Raw genomic sequence first — 20001 nt, 5'->3', positions numbered from 1 at the left:
GGCCGCCGGCACGGGTGCCACCTACGAACTCGGCGGCATGGCGATGATCGACCTCAAGTCCCGCACGGTGATCCGCGACATCCCGTTCCAGCGGTGGTCCACCGCGGGGCACGTAGCCACGCGCAACCCGTTCAAGATGACGGCCGATGCCGGACACCTCACCATGAAGGTGGCCCCCGACAACGGCGAGGAAGGCAACGGCACCGAAATCCTCACCTACGAAGCCAACGTCACCCCGGACACGTAAACGCAGACCCCTCCGCCGGGGAAAATCGGCCATTGGCACCTTGGGAGTCGACACTAATGACCAAGAAAGGCCCATGATGATTGGATACCAACTCTCGGCCGGCGGAACAAAAATCGGCTTAGAACGGACGGCGGAAGGAAACCGATGATTGGGCAGCGGTTTATGAGACGCACAACGATCGCCGTCGTGCTGGTGGTGGCCAGTGCTGGCGCAATCAGCAGGACGGCGCAGGCCGCCCCCACCCACGACGCGCCCCGCTACTCAGCGGGCGCTCCCGGCAGCGGCGACGAGTACTTCCCGTTTGCCGGCAACGGCGGGTACGACGTACTGCACTACGACCTCGCCCTCCGCTACGCGCCGCCGACCAATCCCGCAGTGCTCACGGGGCGCCTCAGCGGCGTCGCGACCATCACCCTCCGTGCGAAACAGAACCTGCAGTCGCTCAACTTCGACCTGCGCGGCCTCGGCGTCACGTCGGTCCAGGTCGACGGCGAGGCCGCCAGGCACCAGAAGTCGCAGGGCAACGGAGACGCCGCGTGGCTACGCGGGCAGGACGACGGAAGGGACGCCGAGTGGTCCCAAGTGCAAGACGACGCGAAGCGCATCTGGGAACTCACGATCGGCCTGCGGCCAAAGCTCAAGTCGGGACAGACGACGACGATCGTCGTCGAGTACGGCGGGATCACTGGCCGGGCGCTCGACACCACCGGAGCCCTCTACGGGTGGGTCACCACGGCAGACGGCGCGATGGTGGTCAACGAACCCGAAGGCGCTGCAACCTGGTACCCGGTGAACGACGACCCCCAAGACAAGGCAACCTACACGTTCCGCATCACGGTGCCGGCCGGCAAAGCGGCGGTGGCGAACGGGCTGCCCGCCGGCCGCCCGGCGACCAAGGCCGGGTGGACCACATGGAAGTGGAAGGCCTCGGACCCGATGGCCAGCTACCTGTCGACGGCGACCGTCGGTGACTTTGCCTTGTCCCACGACGTGGGTCCGCACGGGCTGCCGATCATCAACGCGATCGATTCGGGCGTGACGGGCGCGGCCCTGGCGCTGACGAGGGCATCACTCGCGCTGCAGCCGAAGATGATCGCGTTCCTGGAGGGTCTCTTCCGGCGGTACCCCTTTGGGGCGTTCGGCGCGATTGTCGACGACGACTCGGTAGGCTACGCGCTCGAGACCCAGACGCGGCCGGTCTACTCGCAGGTCGCGGACGAATACACGGTGGTGCACGAACTCGGGCACCAGTGGTTCGGTGACGCGGTGAGCCCGTCTGACTGGAAGGACATCTGGCTGAACGAGGGTTGGGCGACGTACATCGAGTGGCTGTGGGCTGAGCACCAAGGCGCGGCGACGATGTCGGAGCAGTTCGGGGACGCTGTGGCGTACCTCGATGCGAACAACCGCTGGGCGCTCAACATCGCTAATCCGGGCCGCGACAACCTGTTCGTGGGCCAGATCTATGTCCGTGGTGCGGCTGCCCTCCACGCGCTGCGCGCGAAGATTGGCGACGCGGCGTTCTTCGCGGGCGCCCGGTCGTGGCTGACCCGATACAACGACGCGACGGCGACGACGGAAGACTTCGAGGCCGTCATGGAAAGAGCCTCGGGTCAGCAGCTCGACGGTTTCTTCAACGATTGGCTGCGTGAGGGCGACCGCCCCGCGATGCCGCAACTCTCAGGGGCGAAAGATTCGGTGCCTCAGGGAACGGCTCGGCACTCGATTTCCCCGGACGCGACGAGGAGATAGCTCCCGCTTCTGGCTGGTGTGTGGGCGCGGGCGCCCGCGTCACGCCCCCAATGCGGGGCGGACGTCGCGGGATATCGACTCGAGCAGCCGTACGTCCTCGGGCTTTCGGAAGCGCCGTGGCCGGCCCGGGCCGCCGGCGCTAGCCGTAGACGCGGATCCAGTCGACCTGCATCTGGCTTGGCAGGGTAGCGGTCCCGTCCGGGAACCAGTCCAGCTGGATTGTTTGGTGCATCCCGACCGTGGGCTGGTGGGCCGGGTCTGTGTCGGTGAACCATTGCACGCCGTCGATGTAACCGGTGATCCCCGATGGGGTCCACTGGACCGCGTAGTTGTGCCATTGAGTGGTATCGATCGGCTGCGCTGTCTGGGTCTGGAAGTTCGAGCCGCTACACGCGTAGTGCAGGAAGAACTTGATCCTGGACGTATCGGAAGTTCCTTCGGCGTAATCGATCTCCGCACAGTTGGGGGACGTGTTGTTGTTCGGCCAGAGGATCAGGACTGGGTGGTATTTCGGATCCCGGGCGCTGGTCTTCATCCGGACTTCCCAGCGTCCGTATTGCTGCTGGGCGAACTTGGCTGACATGCCGCCGGTGGTGCCCGCCGAGTCGCCGCTGACCGTAACCACGCTGCCGTCCACAGACCACGCGTTCGGACTCCTGATCCCGTTGCCCGCATGTCCCGGACTGTTGTAGACGCCCCACTTCAACGGATTCGGCGCGCCCGTGTAGGAAAACTCGTCCCCGGCAACCACCGGACCCCACCCGAAGACGACGGCGGCCTGAGTACCGTCGGGCGACGGGGCCGGGTTCACCGTGATCGTGCGGGAGGGCGTGACCGCGTCCGGGCTGACTCCGTTGGCCGCGGCCACCGTGAACGTCGCCGGCCCGGCCGTCGTCGGGGTCCCGGACAGGACCCCGGAGGTCGTGTTCAGGCCCAGCCCGGCCGGCAGGGCACCGGAGGCCACCCTGAAGGTCGGCCTCGGGTTACCGTTTGCGGCAAACGTATAGGTGTAGGCAGTACCGACCGTGGCCGTCGCCGGAGGCGAGGACGCCGTGAACACCGGCGCCGCCGGGGCCGGCCGAATCTCGATCAGAGACATATTCCACCTGTCCGTAGTGGGAGCGGTGTCATTGATTCTGACGGTAGATGGCGCCGTCGTTGTGCCGGGCACAGTTTGGCGTTGCGTCCAGAAGGTGCCGCCGCTGCCGGCAAGGTACTCGTCGACCTTGGTTTGGCCGCTTCCCACTGTGCGGGGAGTGGACGCACTCCAGTCGTTTCCCACACCCCAGACCCAGGAGCCGCTGCGGGTGGTGCTAAGCGAAGCGGTGGGCGCTCCCGTGGGCCCGCTGGCACCCCCGACCGCTCCATCGGTGGCCGTGTCCGCGCCCGTGAATGTGGCGACCGTTATGGAACCCCGGTATGAACCGTTGTGCGTTGCGGTCACCCTTGCGTTCGTGAGGATGCCGATGGACACGGCCTGCCAGATTTCTGCTGTCCCGAACTGAACGTTGGTCCGCTTACGCAGGCGCCAGGTGAGCCCGCCACCGGTGACTGAGGTGAACTGCTGGGCACCGGCTTGGGCACTTCCATCAGAGGTCACAAATGCAACCAGGAGTTCCTTGGTTTGGCTGGTTGTAAAGGCTGGCGAAATGACGGTGCGGGAAAGCGTGGTCTGGTGCGCACTGACCACTTTGTCCGTCGCCACTCCCCCAGCTGCCTTGGCGGGCAGGGGCACCAAACTGAGGCACACAATTGTGGCGATAAGGACTAGACGTGGAAATATCGGTCGCCACATGAATTCCTCGCAAAGTCATCATTGAAGTGAAACAAGCCGTCACCACCATGGCAGCGACGTCGGTGCGCCGAGGGATTTGAGGGCGGCGGCCATTCGTCGTGAACATCCGGGACAAAAGCCCTGACTGCGGCGTGATTGAGCAGTGCCGCCGAATTCATCCGGCCGGATTCACCGGCCCGGGAGACCCCATCGTAACGAGTCCCTAGCCGCGACAACCCCTGTGGCGGCTACCCGTTTAACAACGGTTCATACTCGTTAAAGCCTTCGCCTTACTCGCAGGGGCACCCAGAACATGCCTCAGCAGGACTAAGCTGACTGTCAGTTGCGCCTGGCCCGTGGAGGCGCCCGGACTCCGAAAGCGTGATGTGCATGAACAATTCCGAGACAGTTCTGGCGGGGCTCGATACCGAGCTCGCCTGGCTCCGGGAAACGTACACCCAGCTGCACCGGCATCCCGAACTGAGCCTTGAGGAGCATGAGACTTCGAAGATTGTCGAAGAGAAACTCACTGCCTTCGGCTTTGCAGTGACCCGCATTGGAGGGACCGGCGTCGTCGGCGTCCTCGCGAACGGAGCTGGCCCAACCGTTCTTGCGCGCGCCGACATGGATGCCTTACCCGTCACCGAGGCCACGGGGCTGTCCTATGCGTCGGCAATGGACGGGATCATGCATGCGTGCGGTCACGACCTGCACGTCAGTGCGCTGCTCGGCGCCGCCAAGCTCATGGCGGACGGCCGGGGAGCCTGGTCCGGCACTTACATCGCCCTGTTTCAGCCAGCCGAAGAAATCGGAGCAGGGTCCAAGGAAATGGTCGACGACGGACTGGTCACCAAAGTGCCACGGCCCGACGTCGCCCTCGCCCAGCACGTGATGCCGATCCCGGCGGGGACGGTCGCCACCACGGCAGGGCCAGTCCTTTCGGCCGGAGATTCACTCAGGATCACCGTGTACGGGAAAGGCGCGCACGGCTCGATGCCTCACATGTCCGTGGACCCGGTGGTGCTGGCCTCCTCGATCGTGCTCAGGTTGCAGTCAATCGTCTCGCGGGAGACGAAGCCCGGGGACTTCGCCGTCGTCACCGTCGGGGCGCTCAACGCCGGCACGACATCGAACATCATCCCGGACCGCGCCACACTGCTGCTGAATATCCGCACTTACGACAACCACGTCCGGGCCACGGTACTCGCCGCGGTTGAGCGGATTGTCAACGGCGAGTGCGCTGCCGCCGGGTCGCCCCGGGAGCCTGATTTCGAGTATTACGACCAGTTCCCGCTCACCAGCAACGACGCGGCCGTGACAGAGCGGGTCCGGGCCGCGTTCTCCGCCCATTTTGGGGCCGACGCCGTGCACAGTGCCGAGAGGCAGACGGCTTCGGAGGATTTCAGCCGCATTCCGGATGCGTTCGGCGTGCCTTACACATTCTGGCTCCTCGGCGGCGCGGACCCCGACGCCTACGCGGCTGCGGCCGCGAAGGGGACAGTGAATCAGGACATCCCGGCCAACCACTCCCCCTTCTTCGCCCCCGTGATCGATCCGACCCTGTCCATGGGCGTCCAAACCCATGTCGTGGCCGCACTGTCGTACCTCTCCAAGCGATGACGGGTCGCGTCCAAGCGATGACGGGTCGCGCGGCAGGCGGGGACATCGGGAACAGTCCTCGTCACCGGTGATTCGTGATGAGACGCCGGGAGCATAGGCGCAGGTGGGGCTCCAATCTCACGGGTGCGCCTGCGTCGGCAAAGTGAGGATTTCGGCTCCGTCGTCGGTGATGGCGATCGTGTGCTCACTGTGGGCTGTCCGGCAGCCGGTCGCGCTTCGGAGTGTCCACCCGTCGGCGTCGGTGATGAGGTCAGCGGTGTCGGCCATGACCCATGGCTCCAACGCGAGCAGCAGCCCGGGGCGCAGTTTGTATCCACGGCCCGGCCGTCCGGTGTTCGCGATGTGCGGGTCCTGGTGCATCGTCGACCCGATGCCATGACCCCCGAACTCGGTATTGATCGGGTACCCGGCCTCGCTGAGGACAGAGCCGATGGCATGGGAGATGTCGCCGATACGAGCCCCGGGTCCGGCAGCGGCTATCCCTGCGTTCAATGCGCGCTCGGTCGCGCTGATCAGCGCGACGCTCTCCGGGGGCTTGGAGCCGCCCACGATGAAGCTGATGGCAGAGTCTGCGGCAACTCCTCCCTTGGAGACGGCGAGGTCGAGAGTCAGCAGGTCGCCGTCGGCAAGCGCGTAGTTGTAGGGCAGTCCGTGAAGCACGGCGTCGTTGACTGCCGTGCAGATGTAGTGTCCGAACGGCCCGCGTCCGAAGGATGGCTCGTAGTCGACGTAACAGGACAGCGCGCCAGCCTCGACAATCATGGTCCGGGCCCACCGGTCAATGTCCAGGAGGTTGGTGCCGACTGTGCTACGGATCTTCAGCGTCTGCAAGATGTCGGCGACGAGGGTGCCGGTCACTTTTGCTCGGGCCAGTTCGGTGGGGTTCAGGATCTCGATCATGCGGCGCCTTTCTCACGCATCCAATAACTATCCCGGCCATATTATCCCGGTACTATAATCGGAGCCATGGTTAGGTTGCCACTCACACCCGCAGAGGTCGAGCGCGGACAGCGCCTCGGTGCCCTGCTGCGACGCGCCAGGGCAGAGCGTTCGATGCTCGAAATCGCGCTCGATGCGCGCGTCTCACCGGAGACCCTCCGGAAGATCGAGACGGGCCGCGTAGCGACTCCTGCCTTCCCGACCATCGCTGCGATCGCCGACGTCCTCGGCCTCTCCCTCGATGCGGTGTGGGCAGAGATCACCCAGCCCAAACATGGCCTCGAACCCAGCAGTTCTGATCACAACGCACGTGAGCGGTTGGCCTCGTAAGGCTCAATCCAGCAGTTCGCAGCCCAACGGCAGCTGCGCGGGCGCCTACACGAGGTCTCCCGGCGGCATGTCCAAACGTTCGCCGGGATTCAGGCCCGTGGAGTCAATAAGTTCCAGCAGCCTCCGCACGGCCGGATTGGCAGTTTGCTCGTTCCACGCGAGTTCCAGGTCCACACGGTTGAGTTCGCGGATTCCATGGCTGCCGCTGATCTCGTGGAACTCCACACCCGGGGGCGACGACGCCATAGCCGAGGCGGGCACCAGCGTCACGCCCAGGCCGGCTTGAACAAAGGCAAGGAGGGCCGGGACCTGGCTTGCGTACTGCGTGATGTTCGCGTGGGCACCTGCGCTGGCAAACAGCCGAAGGACGAGGTCATGAAAGTAGCGCGCTTCCTTGGTTGAATACATCAGCAGCGGCAATCGATCCAGGCAGCCCAGCGGAAGCGGCGCATCCATATCCGGCAGGTTGCCCAGAATGGCACTGCCCGAGGGGATGGCCACGACGAGACGGTCCGTCATGATGGGCCTTGACACAATGCCCGGCCGGGCCACAATCGGCCGGAGCAACCCGATGTCCACGCTGCCCTTCACCAGCCCGTCCATCTGATCCGTGGAGACCAGTTCCCGCAAGACAAACGAGACACCGGGCATGATGTCGGCGGCACGCCTCAGCAGCTGGGGCAACGCGCTCTGACCAGCGATGGCGGTGTACGCGACGGTTATCGCGCCGGCGTCGCCGGATGAAACCCGGCGGACATCCAAATCGGTCTTGATGCACATGTCCAGTATTTGCCGGGCCCTGGGCAGCAGCATCAAGCCGGCCGCCGTCAGCTCAACCCTTCTGCTGGTCCGGCCAAAGAGCTGGGTACCCAGTTGTTTCTCGAGCATCTGAATCTGCCGACTCATGGGTGGTTGCGTCATGTTCAGCCGTGCTGCGGCCGCACCGAAGTGCAGTTCCTCAGCAACAGCGACAAATGATTCAAGCTGCGGCAGGGAGAACATCAATACCTTTCATGGATGCATGAGTGCTCATTATGGCTTGGACTTGGATCGTTTGCACCCATTATGTTCAGTTCAGCAGCAGATGCGGAAACCGTCAGCCAGGCAGAGCGTCAATCGGCCGGTCCCCTGACCCACGCCTAAGGAGCACACCGGAGTGAACCAGGAAAGCCAGCATGCACAGCACCTCCACCAGGTGAGGATTACCGGCGTCACGATCACGCCGGTGGCGTTCAAGGACCCGCCGCTGCTGAACACCGTCGGTGTCCACGAGCCGTTTGCGCTCCGGGCGATAGTGGAAGTCCATACCGACGCGGGCGTCAGCGGATTGGGTGAGACATACGGTGACGCCGGCCATTTGGCCCGTCTGCACCTCGCGGCCGAGGCCGTTCCCGGCACCGACGTGTTCAACATCAACGAACTCCGCAGCTGCGTTGCGGCCGCCCTGCAAAAGGACACGATCCGGGGTGGCCACGGAATGAGCGGAATGGTTACCGGGTCAAGCACCACGGACCGCGTCCTCTCGCCGTTTGACGTTGCTGCCCTGGATATCCAAGGGAAGCTCCTTGGCCGCCCCGTGAGCGACCTCCTTGGCGGAGCGGTCCGCAGCGCCGTCCCGTTCAGCGGGTACCTGTTCTACAAGTGGGCCGGGCATCCCGGCCAGGCGGACGACGCCTGGGGCGCAGCCTTGGATCCCGTCGGGATCGTCAGCCAGGCGCGGAAAATGGTGGACGAGTATGGTTTCTCCGCCCTCAAGCTGAAAGCAGGCGTCTTCCCCCCGGAGGAGGAGGTCGCCGCGATCAAGGCCCTCCGCGCGGAGTTTCCGGCGATGCCGCTCCGGATAGATCCCAACGGCGCCTGGACGGTTGAGACCTCCATCCGCGTCGGCAAGGAACTGGACGGCATTCTGGAGTATCTGGAGGACCCCACCCCGGGCATCGAAGGAATGGCGGCAGTCCGCCGCGAGGTCGGCATGCCGCTGGCCACGAACATGTGCGTCGTCAGCTTCGCTGATATTGCGCCGGCAGTGGCCGCCGGGGCCGTTGACGTGATCCTCTCGGATCATCATTTTTGGGGAGGCCTCCGCCGCTCCCAGTCGCTGGCAGGCATCGCCGAGACCTTCGGGCTGGGGCTGTCGATGCACTCGAACTCCCATCTGGGGATCAGCCTTGCCGCAATGGTCCATCTCGCCGCGGCCACGCCGAAACTCGACTATGCGTGTGACACCCACTGGCCGTGGAAGGACCCGGAAGAGGACGTCATTGCGGCCGACACTTTCTTGTTTGAGAACGGAGCCGTCACCGTCCCCGAAGGACCCGGGCTAGGGATCGAACTGGACCGCGACGCCTTGGAACGCCTCCACCGCCAGTATCTGGAGTGCGGGCTCAGGAGCCGGGACGACACCGGGTACATGCAGCGGCTGCACCCTTCCTACGAGCTGCAGAGCCCCCGCTGGTGAGCGTTTTGGTGCCTTCGCAAAAGGTCCTGTCGATCGTGGTCACCGACCCCATCATCAGCCGCTTTGAGGATCAGCTAAGGCACGACGGCGGCGCTCACCACTGGACCATGGCGGCGGCTTGGTCTCCTGAACGCCAGCTGGAAGCACTGGCCACTGCCGACGTCGTCGTCTGTTCCTCGCTGGGTCCCGCGCAGGTGGCCGCCGCTAGCAGACTGAAGCTGGTGCACGTCACCGGCGCTGGGTACGACAAGATCTTCGTTCCGGGACTGCTGCCAGCAACCCTTGTTGCCAACACGTTCCATCACGCGCGGCCCATTGCGGAACATATCCTGATGGTCACGCTGATGCTGTCCCGCAATGTCATCGCGGCCGACCGCGCGGTGCGTGAAGGCCGATGGCGGACCATTGCCACCGACCCCGAAGTGCCGTTCCACCCGACCTTGCGTGGAATGACGATGGGACTGGTCGGGCTGGGCTCCATCGGAGCGGAAACGGCGCGCATGGCCGGCCTGCTAGGCATGGATGTTCGCGCCGTCCGCAAGAATCCGGCCGCCGGCGCCCCCGACGGGGTCACTCTGAGTTGGATCGGCGGCAACCACCAGCTTCCGGAGCTACTGGCAGGTTCAGACGTCGTTGTTGTTACCGCACCCCTGGACTCTTCGACACGAGGGATGATCGGGGCAGCGGAGTTCGCGACCATGAAGCCGTCCGCGCTCCTGATCAACGTTGCGCGGGGTCCCGTGGTGGACCAGCAGGCGCTGTTCGACGCCCTCCAGTCCCGGCGTATCGCAGGAGCAGGCATTGATGTGTGGTGGGGATCCCCCGCCGACGGCGTGCTGCCGCCCGCCGTACTGCCGTTCGGATCGCTGGACAATACCGTCCTCACGCCGCACCACTCCGGGCACGCGCGGATCACGTTCGAACGCCGGGCGGCGGACATCGCGGCAAATATTGGCCGGCTGGCGCACGGACGGGAACTGGTCAACCTCGTACCGAGGGTTAGGGCCAGGTAGATCACCGGGCTGCAGGGACTTCGTTGCAGTGACCGCGGAGGTCAGGGCTGCAAGGCAGCGACGGCGAGTTGCCCCATCAACAGCAGGCTTCCCAGCGCGGACGAGCCCAGCGCCAGCATCCTCAGCCGGGCGGTGTTCAGGAAACGGTTCACGAACCGGGAGGCCGCATACCCTCCAAGCACGGCCGGCACCAACCACAGCGCGAGCGTCAATATTTGACCTGTCACGGCGCCTGCGACCCCCAGCGCCACCAGGGAAATTGCCGAGCCCACCATAAAGAACGCGCTCATGGTGCCTCGCAGCCGTGATCCCTGGTGGCGTTGCCAGACCAGGGCCATGGGCGGTCCGCCGATGGACGTGGCGGTGCCCATGATGCCTGAGGCGGCCCCGGCCGCGATCAGGTTTATCCTGACCGGTTCGGGCGCCCACCCCCGGATTGCCAGGACCAGGCCGGTGACCACCACGATGACCACCACCCAGGCCAGGCCCTCCTTGGACAGCAGGGCCACCAGCCATGCCCCCAGGAAGCTTCCGGGGATCCGGCCCACCAGAGCCCAGCCCGTGCCGCGGAGATCCAGGTGCTGCCGTTCACGGACGGTTACGAGGACTGTCACAAGGAGTGCAAGAAGAATGAGTGTGGCCGGCAGCAGGGCCGGATCCACCATGGCCACCACCGGCGCGGCCAGCATCCCCATGCCGAAGCCTGTTGAGGCCTGCAGGCAGGCGGCGAGGAAAACCACGCCGGCGATGAGCGCATACTCCGTGGCCGTCACCCGACGGTTGCGGTGGCGCCTGTGAGACCTTTGACGGTTTCAAGTGGAAAGTGGCATTCGGCCAGGCGCAGCCCTCCATCGGGGGCGGCCGTCACCCGCGGCTCGGGCGCCACCTCGGCGCAGACGTCCTGCGCTTTCCAGCATCTGGTGCGGAAACGGCAGCCCGACGGCGGATCCAGCGGGGAGGGCAGCTCGCCCTGGAGGACGATTCGGTCCCGCTTCGCCCCGGTAACGTCGAGCTTCGGCGAGGCGGACATCAGCGCCGCCGTGTAGGGGTGCCGTGGATGGTCGAAGACTTCCTCCGTGGCGCCGGTCTCGATGATCCTGCCCAGGTACATCACGGCCACGCGGTCGGCCACATGCCGGACGACGGTCAGGTCATGGGAGATGAAAATATAGGAGACCCCGAGTTCCTGCTGCAGGTCATTGAGCAGGTTGAGGATTTGGGCCTGGACGGACAGATCCAGCGCGGAAACCGGCTCATCGAGGATGATGACGTCGGGGTTCAGAGCCAGGGCACGGGCGATGCCGAGCCGTTGCCGTTGGCCGCCGGAAAACTCCTGCGGGGATTTGCGCGCGTCCGAGGGCCGCAGCCCGACCATGTGCAGCAGCTCCCGTACGCGGGCTTCACGCTCCCGCGAGGACGGGTAAAGGCTCCGGTGGGTCGCCCAGGGCTCGGAAACAATGTCGCCGGCGTTCATCCGTGCATTCAGCGAGGCAAAAGGGTCCTGGAACACCATTTGGACCCTGCGCCGCCAGCTCAGCAGCTCCTTTCCGCGGAGCCCGAACGGGTTCGTACCTTCAAAGGTCACCGTCCCTTCGTCCGGTGTCTCCAGCATCATGAGGGTCCGGGCAAGCGTGGATTTTCCGCAGCCCGACTCCCCCACCAGGCCCAGGGTTTCCCCTCGCCCGACCGTGAGGTTAATGCCATCCAGGGCCTTAAGGCGGGTATTGCCGCGGGCGCTCTTGGCGACGTGGAAGGTTTTGCACAAGCCATCAACCTGCAAAAGCGGCTCAGACATTGTTTATCTCCTTGCTGAAGTGGCAGGCCGCAGCCCGGCCGGGCCTTGACAGCAGGGCGCCGGCGTAATCGTCGGCGTCGTCCTGCAGGTCAACGGGGCTTTCGGTCACGGGGCGACCGTTCATGGGGCTTTCCGTCACGGGCAGCAGCTGCGGGCGCTCGGACCGGCAGATGTCCTGAACCAACGGGCAGCGTGACTGGTACACGCAGCCCGCCGGTATGTCATGGAGCTCCGGTGGGCTTCCGGCGATGGACTTTAGGTGGGCGCCGCGGCCAACATGGACGGGCACCGACTCGAGTAGCCCCTTGGTGTAGGGGTGCCGCGGATCGCTGAAGACCTCGGACACCGGTCCGCTCTCCACCACGTTGCCCGCGTACATCACCGCCACCGAGTCGGCCTCCTCAGCAACAACCGCAAGATCGTGGGTGATCAGCACGACGGCCATCTGGCTCTCTTCGCGGAGCTTGCGCAGAAGCTGCATGATCTGGGCCTGGACCGTGACGTCCAGGGCAGTGGTGGGCTCGTCTGCAATCAGCAGGCGCGGGTTCAGTGCCACGGCCATGGCGATCAGGATGCGCTGGCGCATGCCGCCGGAGAACTGGTGCGGATACGAATTCACCCGGGACTCGGGTTCGGGAATCCCCACCCGCTCCATCAACTCAATTGCCTGGACCTTGGCTTCCTTGGCACTCAGTCCACGATGGATCCGGAAAGCCTCACCGAGCTGTGTTCCCACGGTATAAACAGGGTTGAGGGCTGTCAGCGCGTCCTGGAAGACAATTCCGAGCTCGGGACCGGCAAATTTCAGTCGTTCCTTGGCTGTCAGGGCCGCCAGGTCTGTCCCGTTGAGGACCACCTCCCCGCCGGCAAGGTCGCAGACGGGGTCCATGATTCCGGCGAGCGCCTTGGCCGTCATGGACTTCCCGCACCCGGATTCTCCAAGCAGTGCGAGGGTCTCCCCCGCGCGTGCCTCGAAGCTTACGTCATCGACGGCCCGGACGATTCCGCGATGCGTGCGGATGTCCACAGCCAGGCCCCTGACACTAAGAACAACTTCATGCGCCTTGGACTGGCCGGGGAACACGCTTTGGGCAGCAGTTTTCACGGCTTTGCCTCCTTGACTGGGATGCGGGCAATCAGCCGCTTGCGGGGAAGTGCCAGGCGCCAGCGCTGGGCGGGGTCTGTGGCGATCCGGAGCCAGGCCGCCAGGACGTTCGCGGCAATGGTGGTGACCACAATCGCGACGCCGGGAAAGATGGAAAGCCACCAGGCGGTCTGCAGGTACTGCCTGCCCTGCGCAACCATGAGCCCCCAGCTGACGTCCGGCGGCTGGATGCCAATGCCGAGGAAGCTCAGGGAAGACTCGGCCAGCATCACATAGCAGAATTCGAGTGTGGCCAGCGTCAGGAGCGTCGGCAGGACCACGGGAATGACATGGCGTCCAATGATCGCGTTTGGCGCGGCCCCAAAGGTCCGGGCCGCGTCCACAAACGTCCGGCTTTGAAGCTCCGCGGACTCGGCCCGTGCCGTGCGCAGGTAGATCGGGATCCGCGTCAGGGCGAGGATAAGCACGATGTTCCCGGCGCTGGGACTGAACACGTAAAGCACCACGACGGCGAGCAGCAGGGACGGGAAGCTCATGATGACGTCGGCAATCCGCATCGACACGTTTTCCCGCCAACCACGGTGGTATCCGGCCCAGACACCCCACAGCGAACCAACCACGAGGGCCACGGCCACCGCCGGTACCGCGACCGAGAAGGTGGTGCGGCTGGCCACCACGAGGCGGGCCAGCATGCTTCTTCCCAGGGAGTCGCTCCCCAGAACGTATTCCCAGCCGTGGGCCAGTGAGAACGGCGCCTTGTTGGCGAAGAGGAGGTTCTGCTTGGTGGCCAGGTCGCCCATCAAGGCGGGGCCGATCACGGCTGTCAGGCCGATGAGGACCAAAAGCAGGGCGGACACCGTGGCGAAGCGGTCCTTCAGCAGGAGCCGGAACAGGTTGGGGTTCCCATCCTGGCTTCCGTTCCCCTTTCCGGAGGGCCGATTCTCGGTCCCTGGCAGCTGATCCTGTGCGGCCGGCTCAGTCAATGAACTCGTCATGGTCTACTCCTAAGCTTTTGCCGTCACGGGGCGGACGCGTGCATCCAGCAACGCGTAGCCCATGTCGATCAGGATGTTCAACGCAAAGATGGCCACGGCGGTCAGCAGCACGGCTGCCTGCAGGACAGCGAAGTCGCGTTGCAGGATGGAATCGATCATGAGTTTGCCTATCCCGGGCCACCCGAAGATGGTTTCCACCACCACGGCTCCGTTGACCAAACCCACTGTCAGGTCACCGGCCACGGTCAAAGCCGGAGCCGCGGCGTTGCGCAGTGCGTGATGCGTAACCACCCGCAGTTCGCCTGCGCCGCGGCTCCGGGCCAGCTTGATGTAGGGCTCGGACAGCGCGGAGACCATGGAGCCCCGGACGATCTGGACCAGGACTCCGAAGGGCCGGAGTAGGAGGGTGGCGATGGGCAGAACCCAGGCGCCGGCCCCCGACACACCGGATGTCGGGAGCCAGCCCAGGGTGATGGCGAATACCCAGATGCCAACGATTGCGAGCCAGAAGTCGGGTATCGAGGCAGCGGCCATGGAGACAAAACTTGAGATGCGGTCGGCGACGCCGTTCGGCTTCAGGGCCGCCCAGCAACCCACCACCAGCGCCAGAAGAACAGCCAGCACCATAGTGGTGGCCGCCAGCTGCAAGGTGGCCGGGAAGGCACGCAGGGCCATGGCGGCGGCATCTTGGCCGGTCCTGAGCGATTGCCCGAAGTCGAGCCTCAGCACCCCGCCGAAGTAGTCCGCCATCTGCACCAACAGTGGCTGGTCCAGGCCGTTGCGTGCAGTGAACTCGTCCCGCATCTGCTGCGTGGCGTTCAGCGGAAGATACAGTGCCGCCGGGTTACCGGTCATCCTGGCGAGCGCGAAAACACCAACGATTACCACCACCAGCGGAAGCGCGCTGGAAACGATCCGCTTTCTCAAGTAGATCAGCATGGGCTGTCCCTCTTTCCTTGACGTCCGGACTAGTTCGCCGGGGTCATTTCCGAGACGCGGAGTTCGTCACCGCTGGACGAGTTGGGCGTGTAATTCACCGATTTTGACTTGCCCAAAATGCCGGTCTGGTGAGAGATGTGGGCGAACTGGACCAGCTTGTCGTTCTGGTACGCAAAGACCTCTTCGAACGCCTTCTTGCGCGCCTCCCCCGACGCCGCGTCCGCGGCCTTGATCTTTCCGTCAAATTCCGGCGTGCCGAAGTAGCTCTGCGCACCAGTGGAGAGCATGTACTGGTCAACGGTGAAGGCGGCGTCACCGGCCTGGTTGCCATGCTGGACCAGAAGCGCGACGGCGCCCTCGTCCTCGGCGAACGGGCGGACCTGGTAGGTCAGCTGCTGGCTGGTTTCAAGCATCTTCAGCTTCACATTCAGGCCTGCCTGGCTCAACTGCTCCTGCAGGACCTGCGCGAGTTCGGTGACCTTCGGGAACTGTGCGTTACGGACCACGAGGGAGATCTGAGCCGAAGTGTCCACGCCGTCGGCTTTCGCCGCGGCCACCAGCGACTTGGCCTTGTCCAGATCGAAGGGCCAGGCTTTAAGGGCCGAGTTGTGTCCCACGATGCCTTCGGGCACCAGCTGCGCCGCCACCTTGTGCTTGCCCTGGTAGAGGGAATTCACGATTCCTTCCTTGTCGATGGCGTAGTTCACCGCCTGACGGACGCGGATATCAGTCAGGGGCGCCTTGGTGGCCTCGAGCCGGAGGGCCACGGTTTCGTTGTTCGGATAGTCAACAGCCAGGTCCCCGACGTTGTCATCCGGGCTGAGGCCCAGAGCCACGTCCGTTTCACCGCTGGTGACCATGGCGGCCCGCACTGAACTTTCAGAACGCCACTGGTACTCGGCCTTGGCGTACGCGGGCTTCTTGCCCCAGTACCCGTCCCAGCTGCTGAGGGTAATCTTCTGGCCGGCGTCCCACTTTTCGATCTTGTACGGACCGGTACCGACAGGTTCCCGGACCTTCGCGGTGGTGCTCGTCGTCGTCGGCACTATTTCCAGGAACGAAAGGCGGAGCGGAAGAATCGGGTCAGGCTTGGGCGAGGTCACCGTCAGCGTCGTAGCGTCCACTGCCTTGACCTTCAGGTCGGCATCGCCAAATACGTAGCCCTCGACGTTGCAGCCCAGCTTGGAGTTGACGGCCCGGTCGATCGTGAAGGCGGCAGCTTCCGCGTTGAAGGGCGTGCCGTCCTGGAATTTCACGCCCTCGCGAAGCTTGAACGTCCATTCGGTGTCAGAGGTTGCTTTCCACTCCGTTGCCAGCAGGGGCTCCAGCGCGCCCGTGGTGGGATTTCGCTCAATCAGCGGTTCCGTGACGTTCGAGCGCACCACCACGCCGGTGGAGGTGAGGTTGGATTCGCAGGCCTCCAGCGTGGGGGGCTCCTGCGCCAGCACAACCCGGAGATTGCCGCCGGCCGTAGCAGGGCCGGAAGCGGAGTTCGCAACCGAGCACCCGCTCAGCACGAGCAGAGCGCCAGCGGCGAGGGCCGGCCATTTCAGGACCGCAGCCTGGGAAAGTACACGAGAAGAAGGCGTCATTGGATTCCTCGGAATTCGGGGGTGGGCGGCCTCAGGCCATCAATGCAGGTCTGCTTTGGGAGCTGAGGTCTGGGGTCGAACTCAAAGTAGTGGCGGCGGAAGAGGGGGACAATAGACAGCGGTCCTGCGTCTGTTTGCGTAGCCCTCCAACCCGCTCAACATCTGCCCTGTGACGAGCGCCACGGGGATACGCGACCCGCGTGATTGCTGGGAATAGCCCGGATCAATGCTCGCGGCGCATTGATCGATGCAACTTACAAGTTGGACTCGTATCGATTGCGAAACCTAGGGTGCAGGTATGAACAACGTAGCTGTCCTTCAAGTAGGACCCTTGATGCCCTCTGTACAGGACGCCGTGGTTCTTGACTACGGCGCCGTCCGGCTTCCGGATGACCAAGCGGAGCGAGACGCATTCCTGCAACGTCGAGGTGGCGACTTCGATGTGGCCGTCACCTCGGGCAAAGTCGGCGTGGGCACGGAACTCATGCGCGCGCTCCCGGCCTTGCGCGCCGTCGTGAACTTCGGTGTGGGCTACGACGCCACCGACATCAGCCAAGCCAGGGAACGGGGCATCGCCGTCAGCAATACCCCGGAGGTCCTCAACGACTGCGTGGCCGACACCGCCCTGGCGTTGTACCTGGATGTGCTGCGGCGGATCAGCGCGGCGGACCGGTACGTACGCGCCGGCCAGTGGGCCACCGCCGGGAACTTTCCCCTGGCCACGAAAGCCAGCGGCAAGCGTGTCGGCATCCTCGGCTTGGGTCGCATTGGCAAGGTGATAGCCCGCAGGCTTGAAGGCTTCGATTGCACCATCAGCTACCACAACCGTCGGCCGGTGGCGGAGGTGCCCTACGAGTACTGCGCCTCACCGGTGGATCTGGCCCTGCAGTCCGATGTCCTGATCATCGCGGCGGCGGGCGGCCCAGATTCAGTCAAGCTGGTCGGTCCGGACGTGATTGAGGCACTGGGCCCTTCCGGCTACCTCATTAACGTGGCGCGGGGTTCCGTCGTGGACGAAGAGGCACTGGTGGCGGCGCTTCTGACGGGTCAGCTTGCCGGAGCGGGGCTCGACGTCTTCGACGACGAACCCAAGGTGCCCCACGACCTGCTGGCCCTGGACAACGTGGTCCTTCTCCCCCACTTGGGCAGCGGAACGCACGAGACCCGGGCAGCGATGGCCGAGCTGACGCTGGCAAACCTGTTGCAGTATGTGACCACCGGGAAGCTGGTGACGCCGGTATGTTGAGCGCCCGGCCGGACGCACATGCGTCCAGACACATGAGGAAGCCTCAAGGAAGCTGGGAGAACGGGCAATGAGCGTAGCGGTTGGGTACCTTTCAACGAAGGAGGGCCTTGCGGCACTCCACGCAGCCATCGCGGAAGCAGCACGACGGCGGACCGGCCTGGACATACTGTGGCCTGCGGCCGACGCCCAGAGCGACATCTCCCCGGCTGAGGAATCGGCGGCATTGGCACTGGCTTCCGTGGACGGCGTATCAGCGCGAATCCGGCCATCAGGTAACGGCGACGATCCTGCCGACGTCCTCATTGACGCTTCGTTCGAGGACGACGTCGAGCTCGTCGTCATCGGCGTCCGGCGTCGTTCCCCGGTGGGCAAACTGTTCTTGGGCAGCACAGCCCAGAGGGTCATCCTCGAAGCGGGCTGCCCCGTCACTGCCGTCAAGCCTCCGGTGGGGTCCCGCTCTTGACCTCCTGACGTATGCGGTACGACGGCGGCCGACAGCGACGCTGGACGCGAAGAAGCGCGATTTGTCAGCCAGCGGGAGATGGCCCGAGGGAACCGGTTTTCGGCGAACACCTGGAGCGCGGCCTTCCGTCCCCTGTCATGCTCGGCCGAGCGGGTTGGACGCATCATTTTTAGAAAAACACTCAGGCCGTAAATATGGTTACCCGGCACCACAGTCATCATTATTGTCGGTGCCTCGTGATTTGCTGGGGGTATGGAAAGCCGGGCGGGGTGGAGTGCGGAATGCAGGGAGGCCGTGGAGGCCGTCGCCGCGTCCGCTGCTGCACTTGTTGCTTTGATGGGCGGCGGCGCGGACTGTTCCGATCCGCCCGGGGCCGATCTGGACGGTGCGGATCCGCTGCGGAGCATGGCGGATGGGTGCCTGGACGGGCTCGCCGTGGTCGCCCGGCTCGAGGCCCGGACCGCCGCGGCCAAGGTGAGGCTGGCCGCCGGCTACGCGCAGGCAACCAGTGCCCTGGCGCCGCCGGCGGCGTCCCCGCAGGACCGCACCGCCCAGGCGATGGCGCTGGTCGCCGAGGTCGGGTGTGTGCTGACTGTCAGCGAACGCACCGCCGGCGCCCTGCTGTCCGATTCCCGGGCACTGACGGCGGGGCTGCCGCTGACCCTGGCCGCCCTGCAGGCCGGGACGATCTCCTGGCAGCACGCCCGGATCATCGCCGACGAAACCAGCGGCCTGGATTCCGCCGGAGCGGCCGGCCTGGAAGCGCATTTCCTGGACCCCGGCGCGCCCAACCCGGCCCGCGGCTGCGAGGCCGGGGACCTCGTGGCGGCCCGGTTCCGGGCCAAGGCCCGCGCCTGGCGCGAACGCCACCACCCGGTCAGCATCGAAGAACGCCACACCAAGAGCGCCGAGGACCGGCGGGTCGACTACGCCCCGGACCGGGACGGCATGGCCTGGCTCTCCGCCTGCCTCCCGGCCGACACCGCGGCGGGGATCTGGGACCGGACCACCGCGGCCGCCCGCGCCCTCCAGGGCCCGGAGGAGGCCCGGACCCTGACCCAGCTCCGCGCCGACGTCGCCGCCACCTGGCTGCTCACCGGCCACGGCCCCGGCACCGGCACCGGCAGTGGCGGCACCGCCGTCGGCGGCATCGGCGGCAGCGCCGACGTCGGAACGTCCGATGGCGGTATGGCCGATGGCGGTACGGCCGACGGGGGCACCGGCGGAGCGGCCGATGGCGGTATGGCCGACGGGGGCACCGGCGGAGCGGCCGATGGTGTTATGGCCGGCTGTGGAACGGCCTGCGGCGGTGTGGCCGGGGGTGTCCCGTCGCCGCGGGCGCAGGTCCTGGTCACCGTCCCGGTCCTGTCCCTGCTGGGCGCCACCGACGAACCCGCCGTCCTGGACGGCCACGGCCCGATCCCGCCGACCATGGCCCGCCGCCTGGTCACCGACGGCGCCGGGTCCTTCTACCGGGTCCTGACCGACCCCCGGGACGGCGCCCCGCTGGAAATCGGCCGGACCAGCTACCGTCTCACGAGAGCCCAGCGGCACTGGCTCCGGCTCCGCGACGGCAGGTGCCCCTTCCCCGGCTGCAGCAACCACTCCCTGGACAACGACGCAGACCACCTCCTGGCCTGGGCCGACGGCGGCACCACCGGCATCTCCAACCTCGGCCAGCCCTGCCCCAAACACCACCGCCTCAAACACGGCTCCRCCTGGACACCGGCCGG

18 protein-coding genes are annotated in these 20001 nt (G+C 65.5%); 9 read left to right on the top strand and 9 right to left on the bottom strand.

What is annotated here, in order from left to right; translation table 11 throughout:
- Together AC1DKQ_RS21825 and AC1DKQ_RS21820 are read left to right on the top strand one after the other, a co-directional pair.
- Positions 1–247, top strand: a 247-nt coding sequence (locus AC1DKQ_RS21825; RefSeq protein WP_476920203.1) for a DUF6454 family protein, incomplete at its 5' end; no start/stop codon positions are given.
- 162 nt (positions 248–409) lie between these two features.
- Positions 410–1999, top strand: coding sequence for a M1 family metallopeptidase (locus AC1DKQ_RS21820; RefSeq protein ID WP_476920202.1), 1590 nt, complete (start codon positions 410–412; stop codon positions 1997–1999).
- Between the two features lie 139 nt (positions 2000–2138).
- Here AC1DKQ_RS21820 and AC1DKQ_RS21815 read toward each other — a convergent pair whose 3' ends face one another.
- The gene (locus AC1DKQ_RS21815) at positions 2139–3704 is read right to left on the bottom strand and encodes a family 16 glycosylhydrolase (protein ID WP_476920201.1); all 1566 of its coding nucleotides are present in this window, start codon (positions 3702–3704) and stop codon (positions 2139–2141) included.
- A gap of 459 nt (positions 3705–4163) precedes the next feature.
- Between AC1DKQ_RS21815 and AC1DKQ_RS21810 the strand changes: the two genes are divergently transcribed.
- Entirely contained in the window at positions 4164–5393 is a 1230-nt protein-coding gene (locus AC1DKQ_RS21810; protein WP_476920200.1) for an amidohydrolase, read from the top strand.
- A 117-nt stretch (positions 5394–5510) separates the two neighbouring features.
- Here the strand turns inward: AC1DKQ_RS21810 and map are convergent, their stop codons facing one another.
- Positions 5511–6293 carry a type I methionyl aminopeptidase gene (gene map, locus AC1DKQ_RS21805; protein ID WP_476920199.1) on the bottom strand — a complete coding sequence of 261 codons (783 nt, stop codon included), beginning with the start codon at positions 6291–6293 and terminating at the stop codon, positions 5511–5513.
- Between the two features lie 66 nt (positions 6294–6359).
- On the opposite strand from map, the gene AC1DKQ_RS21800 reads away from it, so the two are divergent.
- Positions 6360–6662: a helix-turn-helix domain-containing protein gene (locus AC1DKQ_RS21800; protein WP_476920198.1), complete on the top strand. Its 303-nt coding sequence runs from the start codon at positions 6360–6362 to the stop codon at positions 6660–6662.
- Between the two features lie 45 nt (positions 6663–6707).
- On the opposite strand, the gene AC1DKQ_RS21795 is transcribed toward AC1DKQ_RS21800, so the two are convergent.
- A complete protein-coding gene (locus AC1DKQ_RS21795) occupies positions 6708–7664 on the bottom strand; it encodes a LysR family transcriptional regulator (protein ID WP_476920197.1) in 957 nt (318 codons plus the stop codon).
- 154 nt (positions 7665–7818) lie between these two features.
- On the opposite strand from AC1DKQ_RS21795, the gene AC1DKQ_RS21790 reads away from it, so the two are divergent.
- The gene (locus AC1DKQ_RS21790; protein WP_476920196.1) at positions 7819–9120 is read left to right on the top strand and encodes a glucarate dehydratase family protein; all 1302 of its coding nucleotides are present in this window, start codon (positions 7819–7821) and stop codon (positions 9118–9120) included.
- Positions 9117–10133: a 2-hydroxyacid dehydrogenase gene (locus AC1DKQ_RS21785; protein WP_476920195.1), complete on the top strand. Its 1017-nt coding sequence runs from the start codon at positions 9117–9119 to the stop codon at positions 10131–10133. The genes AC1DKQ_RS21790 and AC1DKQ_RS21785 overlap by 4 nt, the downstream gene beginning before the upstream one ends.
- Before the next feature lie 41 nt (positions 10134–10174).
- Here AC1DKQ_RS21785 and AC1DKQ_RS21780 read toward each other — a convergent pair whose 3' ends face one another.
- From AC1DKQ_RS21780 to AC1DKQ_RS21755, 6 genes are read right to left on the bottom strand one after another with little or no spacing between them, the layout of a single operon-like run.
- Positions 10175–10906, bottom strand: coding sequence for a sulfite exporter TauE/SafE family protein (locus tag AC1DKQ_RS21780; protein WP_476920194.1), 732 nt, complete (start codon positions 10904–10906; stop codon positions 10175–10177).
- Positions 10903–11928 (bottom strand): ABC transporter ATP-binding protein, encoded by a 1026-nt coding sequence (locus AC1DKQ_RS21775; RefSeq protein ID WP_476886184.1) that lies wholly within the window; start codon positions 11926–11928, stop codon positions 10903–10905. Before AC1DKQ_RS21775 ends, AC1DKQ_RS21780 begins: the two co-directional genes overlap by 4 nt.
- Entirely contained in the window at positions 11921–13033 is a 1113-nt protein-coding gene (locus AC1DKQ_RS21770; protein ID WP_476920193.1) for an ABC transporter ATP-binding protein, read from the bottom strand. Before AC1DKQ_RS21770 ends, AC1DKQ_RS21775 begins: the two co-directional genes overlap by 8 nt.
- Complete coding sequence (locus tag AC1DKQ_RS21765; protein WP_476886186.1) at positions 13030–14028, bottom strand: ABC transporter permease; 999 nt, start codon at positions 14026–14028, stop codon at positions 13030–13032. Before AC1DKQ_RS21765 ends, AC1DKQ_RS21770 begins: the two co-directional genes overlap by 4 nt.
- 9 nt (positions 14029–14037) lie before the next feature.
- The gene (locus tag AC1DKQ_RS21760; protein ID WP_476920192.1) at positions 14038–14967 is read right to left on the bottom strand and encodes an ABC transporter permease; all 930 of its coding nucleotides are present in this window, start codon (positions 14965–14967) and stop codon (positions 14038–14040) included.
- Between the two features lie 29 nt (positions 14968–14996).
- Positions 14997–16559, bottom strand: a complete 1563-nt coding sequence (locus tag AC1DKQ_RS21755; protein WP_476920191.1) for an ABC transporter substrate-binding protein — start codon at positions 16557–16559, stop codon at positions 14997–14999.
- A 334-nt stretch (positions 16560–16893) separates the two neighbouring features.
- Here AC1DKQ_RS21755 and AC1DKQ_RS21750 point away from each other — a divergent pair, with 334 nt between their 5' ends.
- The 3 genes from AC1DKQ_RS21750 to AC1DKQ_RS21740 form a co-directional block, all read left to right on the top strand.
- Positions 16894–17805, top strand: coding sequence for a 2-hydroxyacid dehydrogenase (locus AC1DKQ_RS21750; RefSeq protein ID WP_476920190.1), 912 nt, complete (start codon positions 16894–16896; stop codon positions 17803–17805).
- Between the two features lie 67 nt (positions 17806–17872).
- Positions 17873–18268 carry a universal stress protein gene (locus AC1DKQ_RS21745; RefSeq protein WP_476920189.1) on the top strand — a complete coding sequence of 132 codons (396 nt, stop codon included), beginning with the start codon at positions 17873–17875 and terminating at the stop codon, positions 18266–18268.
- Positions 18269–18520: 252 nt separating this feature from the next.
- Positions 18521–20001 (top strand): HNH endonuclease signature motif containing protein (locus tag AC1DKQ_RS21740; RefSeq protein ID WP_476920188.1); only part of this gene is annotated, 1481 nt, incomplete at its 3' end.

It is taken from the genome of Arthrobacter sp. 05L421, assembly GCF_056397785.1.
This window is presented reverse-complemented; position numbering and strand designations above follow the sequence as displayed.

What these genes read in the sequence shown, in the direction of transcription:
- AC1DKQ_RS21820 (WP_476920202.1), top strand. Translation starts at nt 410, where the DNA reads ATGAGACGCACAACGATCGCCGTCGTGCTGGTGGTGGCCAGTGCTGGC.
- AC1DKQ_RS21810 (WP_476920200.1), top strand. Translation starts at nt 4,164, where the DNA reads ATGAACAATTCCGAGACAGTTCTGGCGGGGCTCGATACCGAGCTCGCC.
- map (WP_476920199.1), bottom strand. Translation starts at nt 6,293, where the DNA reads ATGATCGAGATCCTGAACCCCACCGAACTGGCCCGAGCAAAAGTGACC.
- AC1DKQ_RS21800 (WP_476920198.1), top strand. Translation starts at nt 6,360, where the DNA reads ATGGTTAGGTTGCCACTCACACCCGCAGAGGTCGAGCGCGGACAGCGC.
- AC1DKQ_RS21795 (WP_476920197.1), bottom strand. Translation starts at nt 7,664, where the DNA reads ATGTTCTCCCTGCCGCAGCTTGAATCATTTGTCGCTGTTGCTGAGGAA.
- AC1DKQ_RS21775 (WP_476886184.1), bottom strand. Translation starts at nt 11,928, where the DNA reads ATGTCTGAGCCGCTTTTGCAGGTTGATGGCTTGTGCAAAACCTTCCAC.
- AC1DKQ_RS21765 (WP_476886186.1), bottom strand. Translation starts at nt 14,028, where the DNA reads ATGACGAGTTCATTGACTGAGCCGGCCGCACAGGATCAGCTGCCAGGG.
- AC1DKQ_RS21760 (WP_476920192.1), bottom strand. Translation starts at nt 14,967, where the DNA reads ATGCTGATCTACTTGAGAAAGCGGATCGTTTCCAGCGCGCTTCCGCTG.
- AC1DKQ_RS21755 (WP_476920191.1), bottom strand. Translation starts at nt 16,559, where the DNA reads ATGACGCCTTCTTCTCGTGTACTTTCCCAGGCTGCGGTCCTGAAATGG.
- AC1DKQ_RS21750 (WP_476920190.1), top strand. Translation starts at nt 16,894, where the DNA reads ATGCCCTCTGTACAGGACGCCGTGGTTCTTGACTACGGCGCCGTCCGG.
- AC1DKQ_RS21745 (WP_476920189.1), top strand. Translation starts at nt 17,873, where the DNA reads ATGAGCGTAGCGGTTGGGTACCTTTCAACGAAGGAGGGCCTTGCGGCA.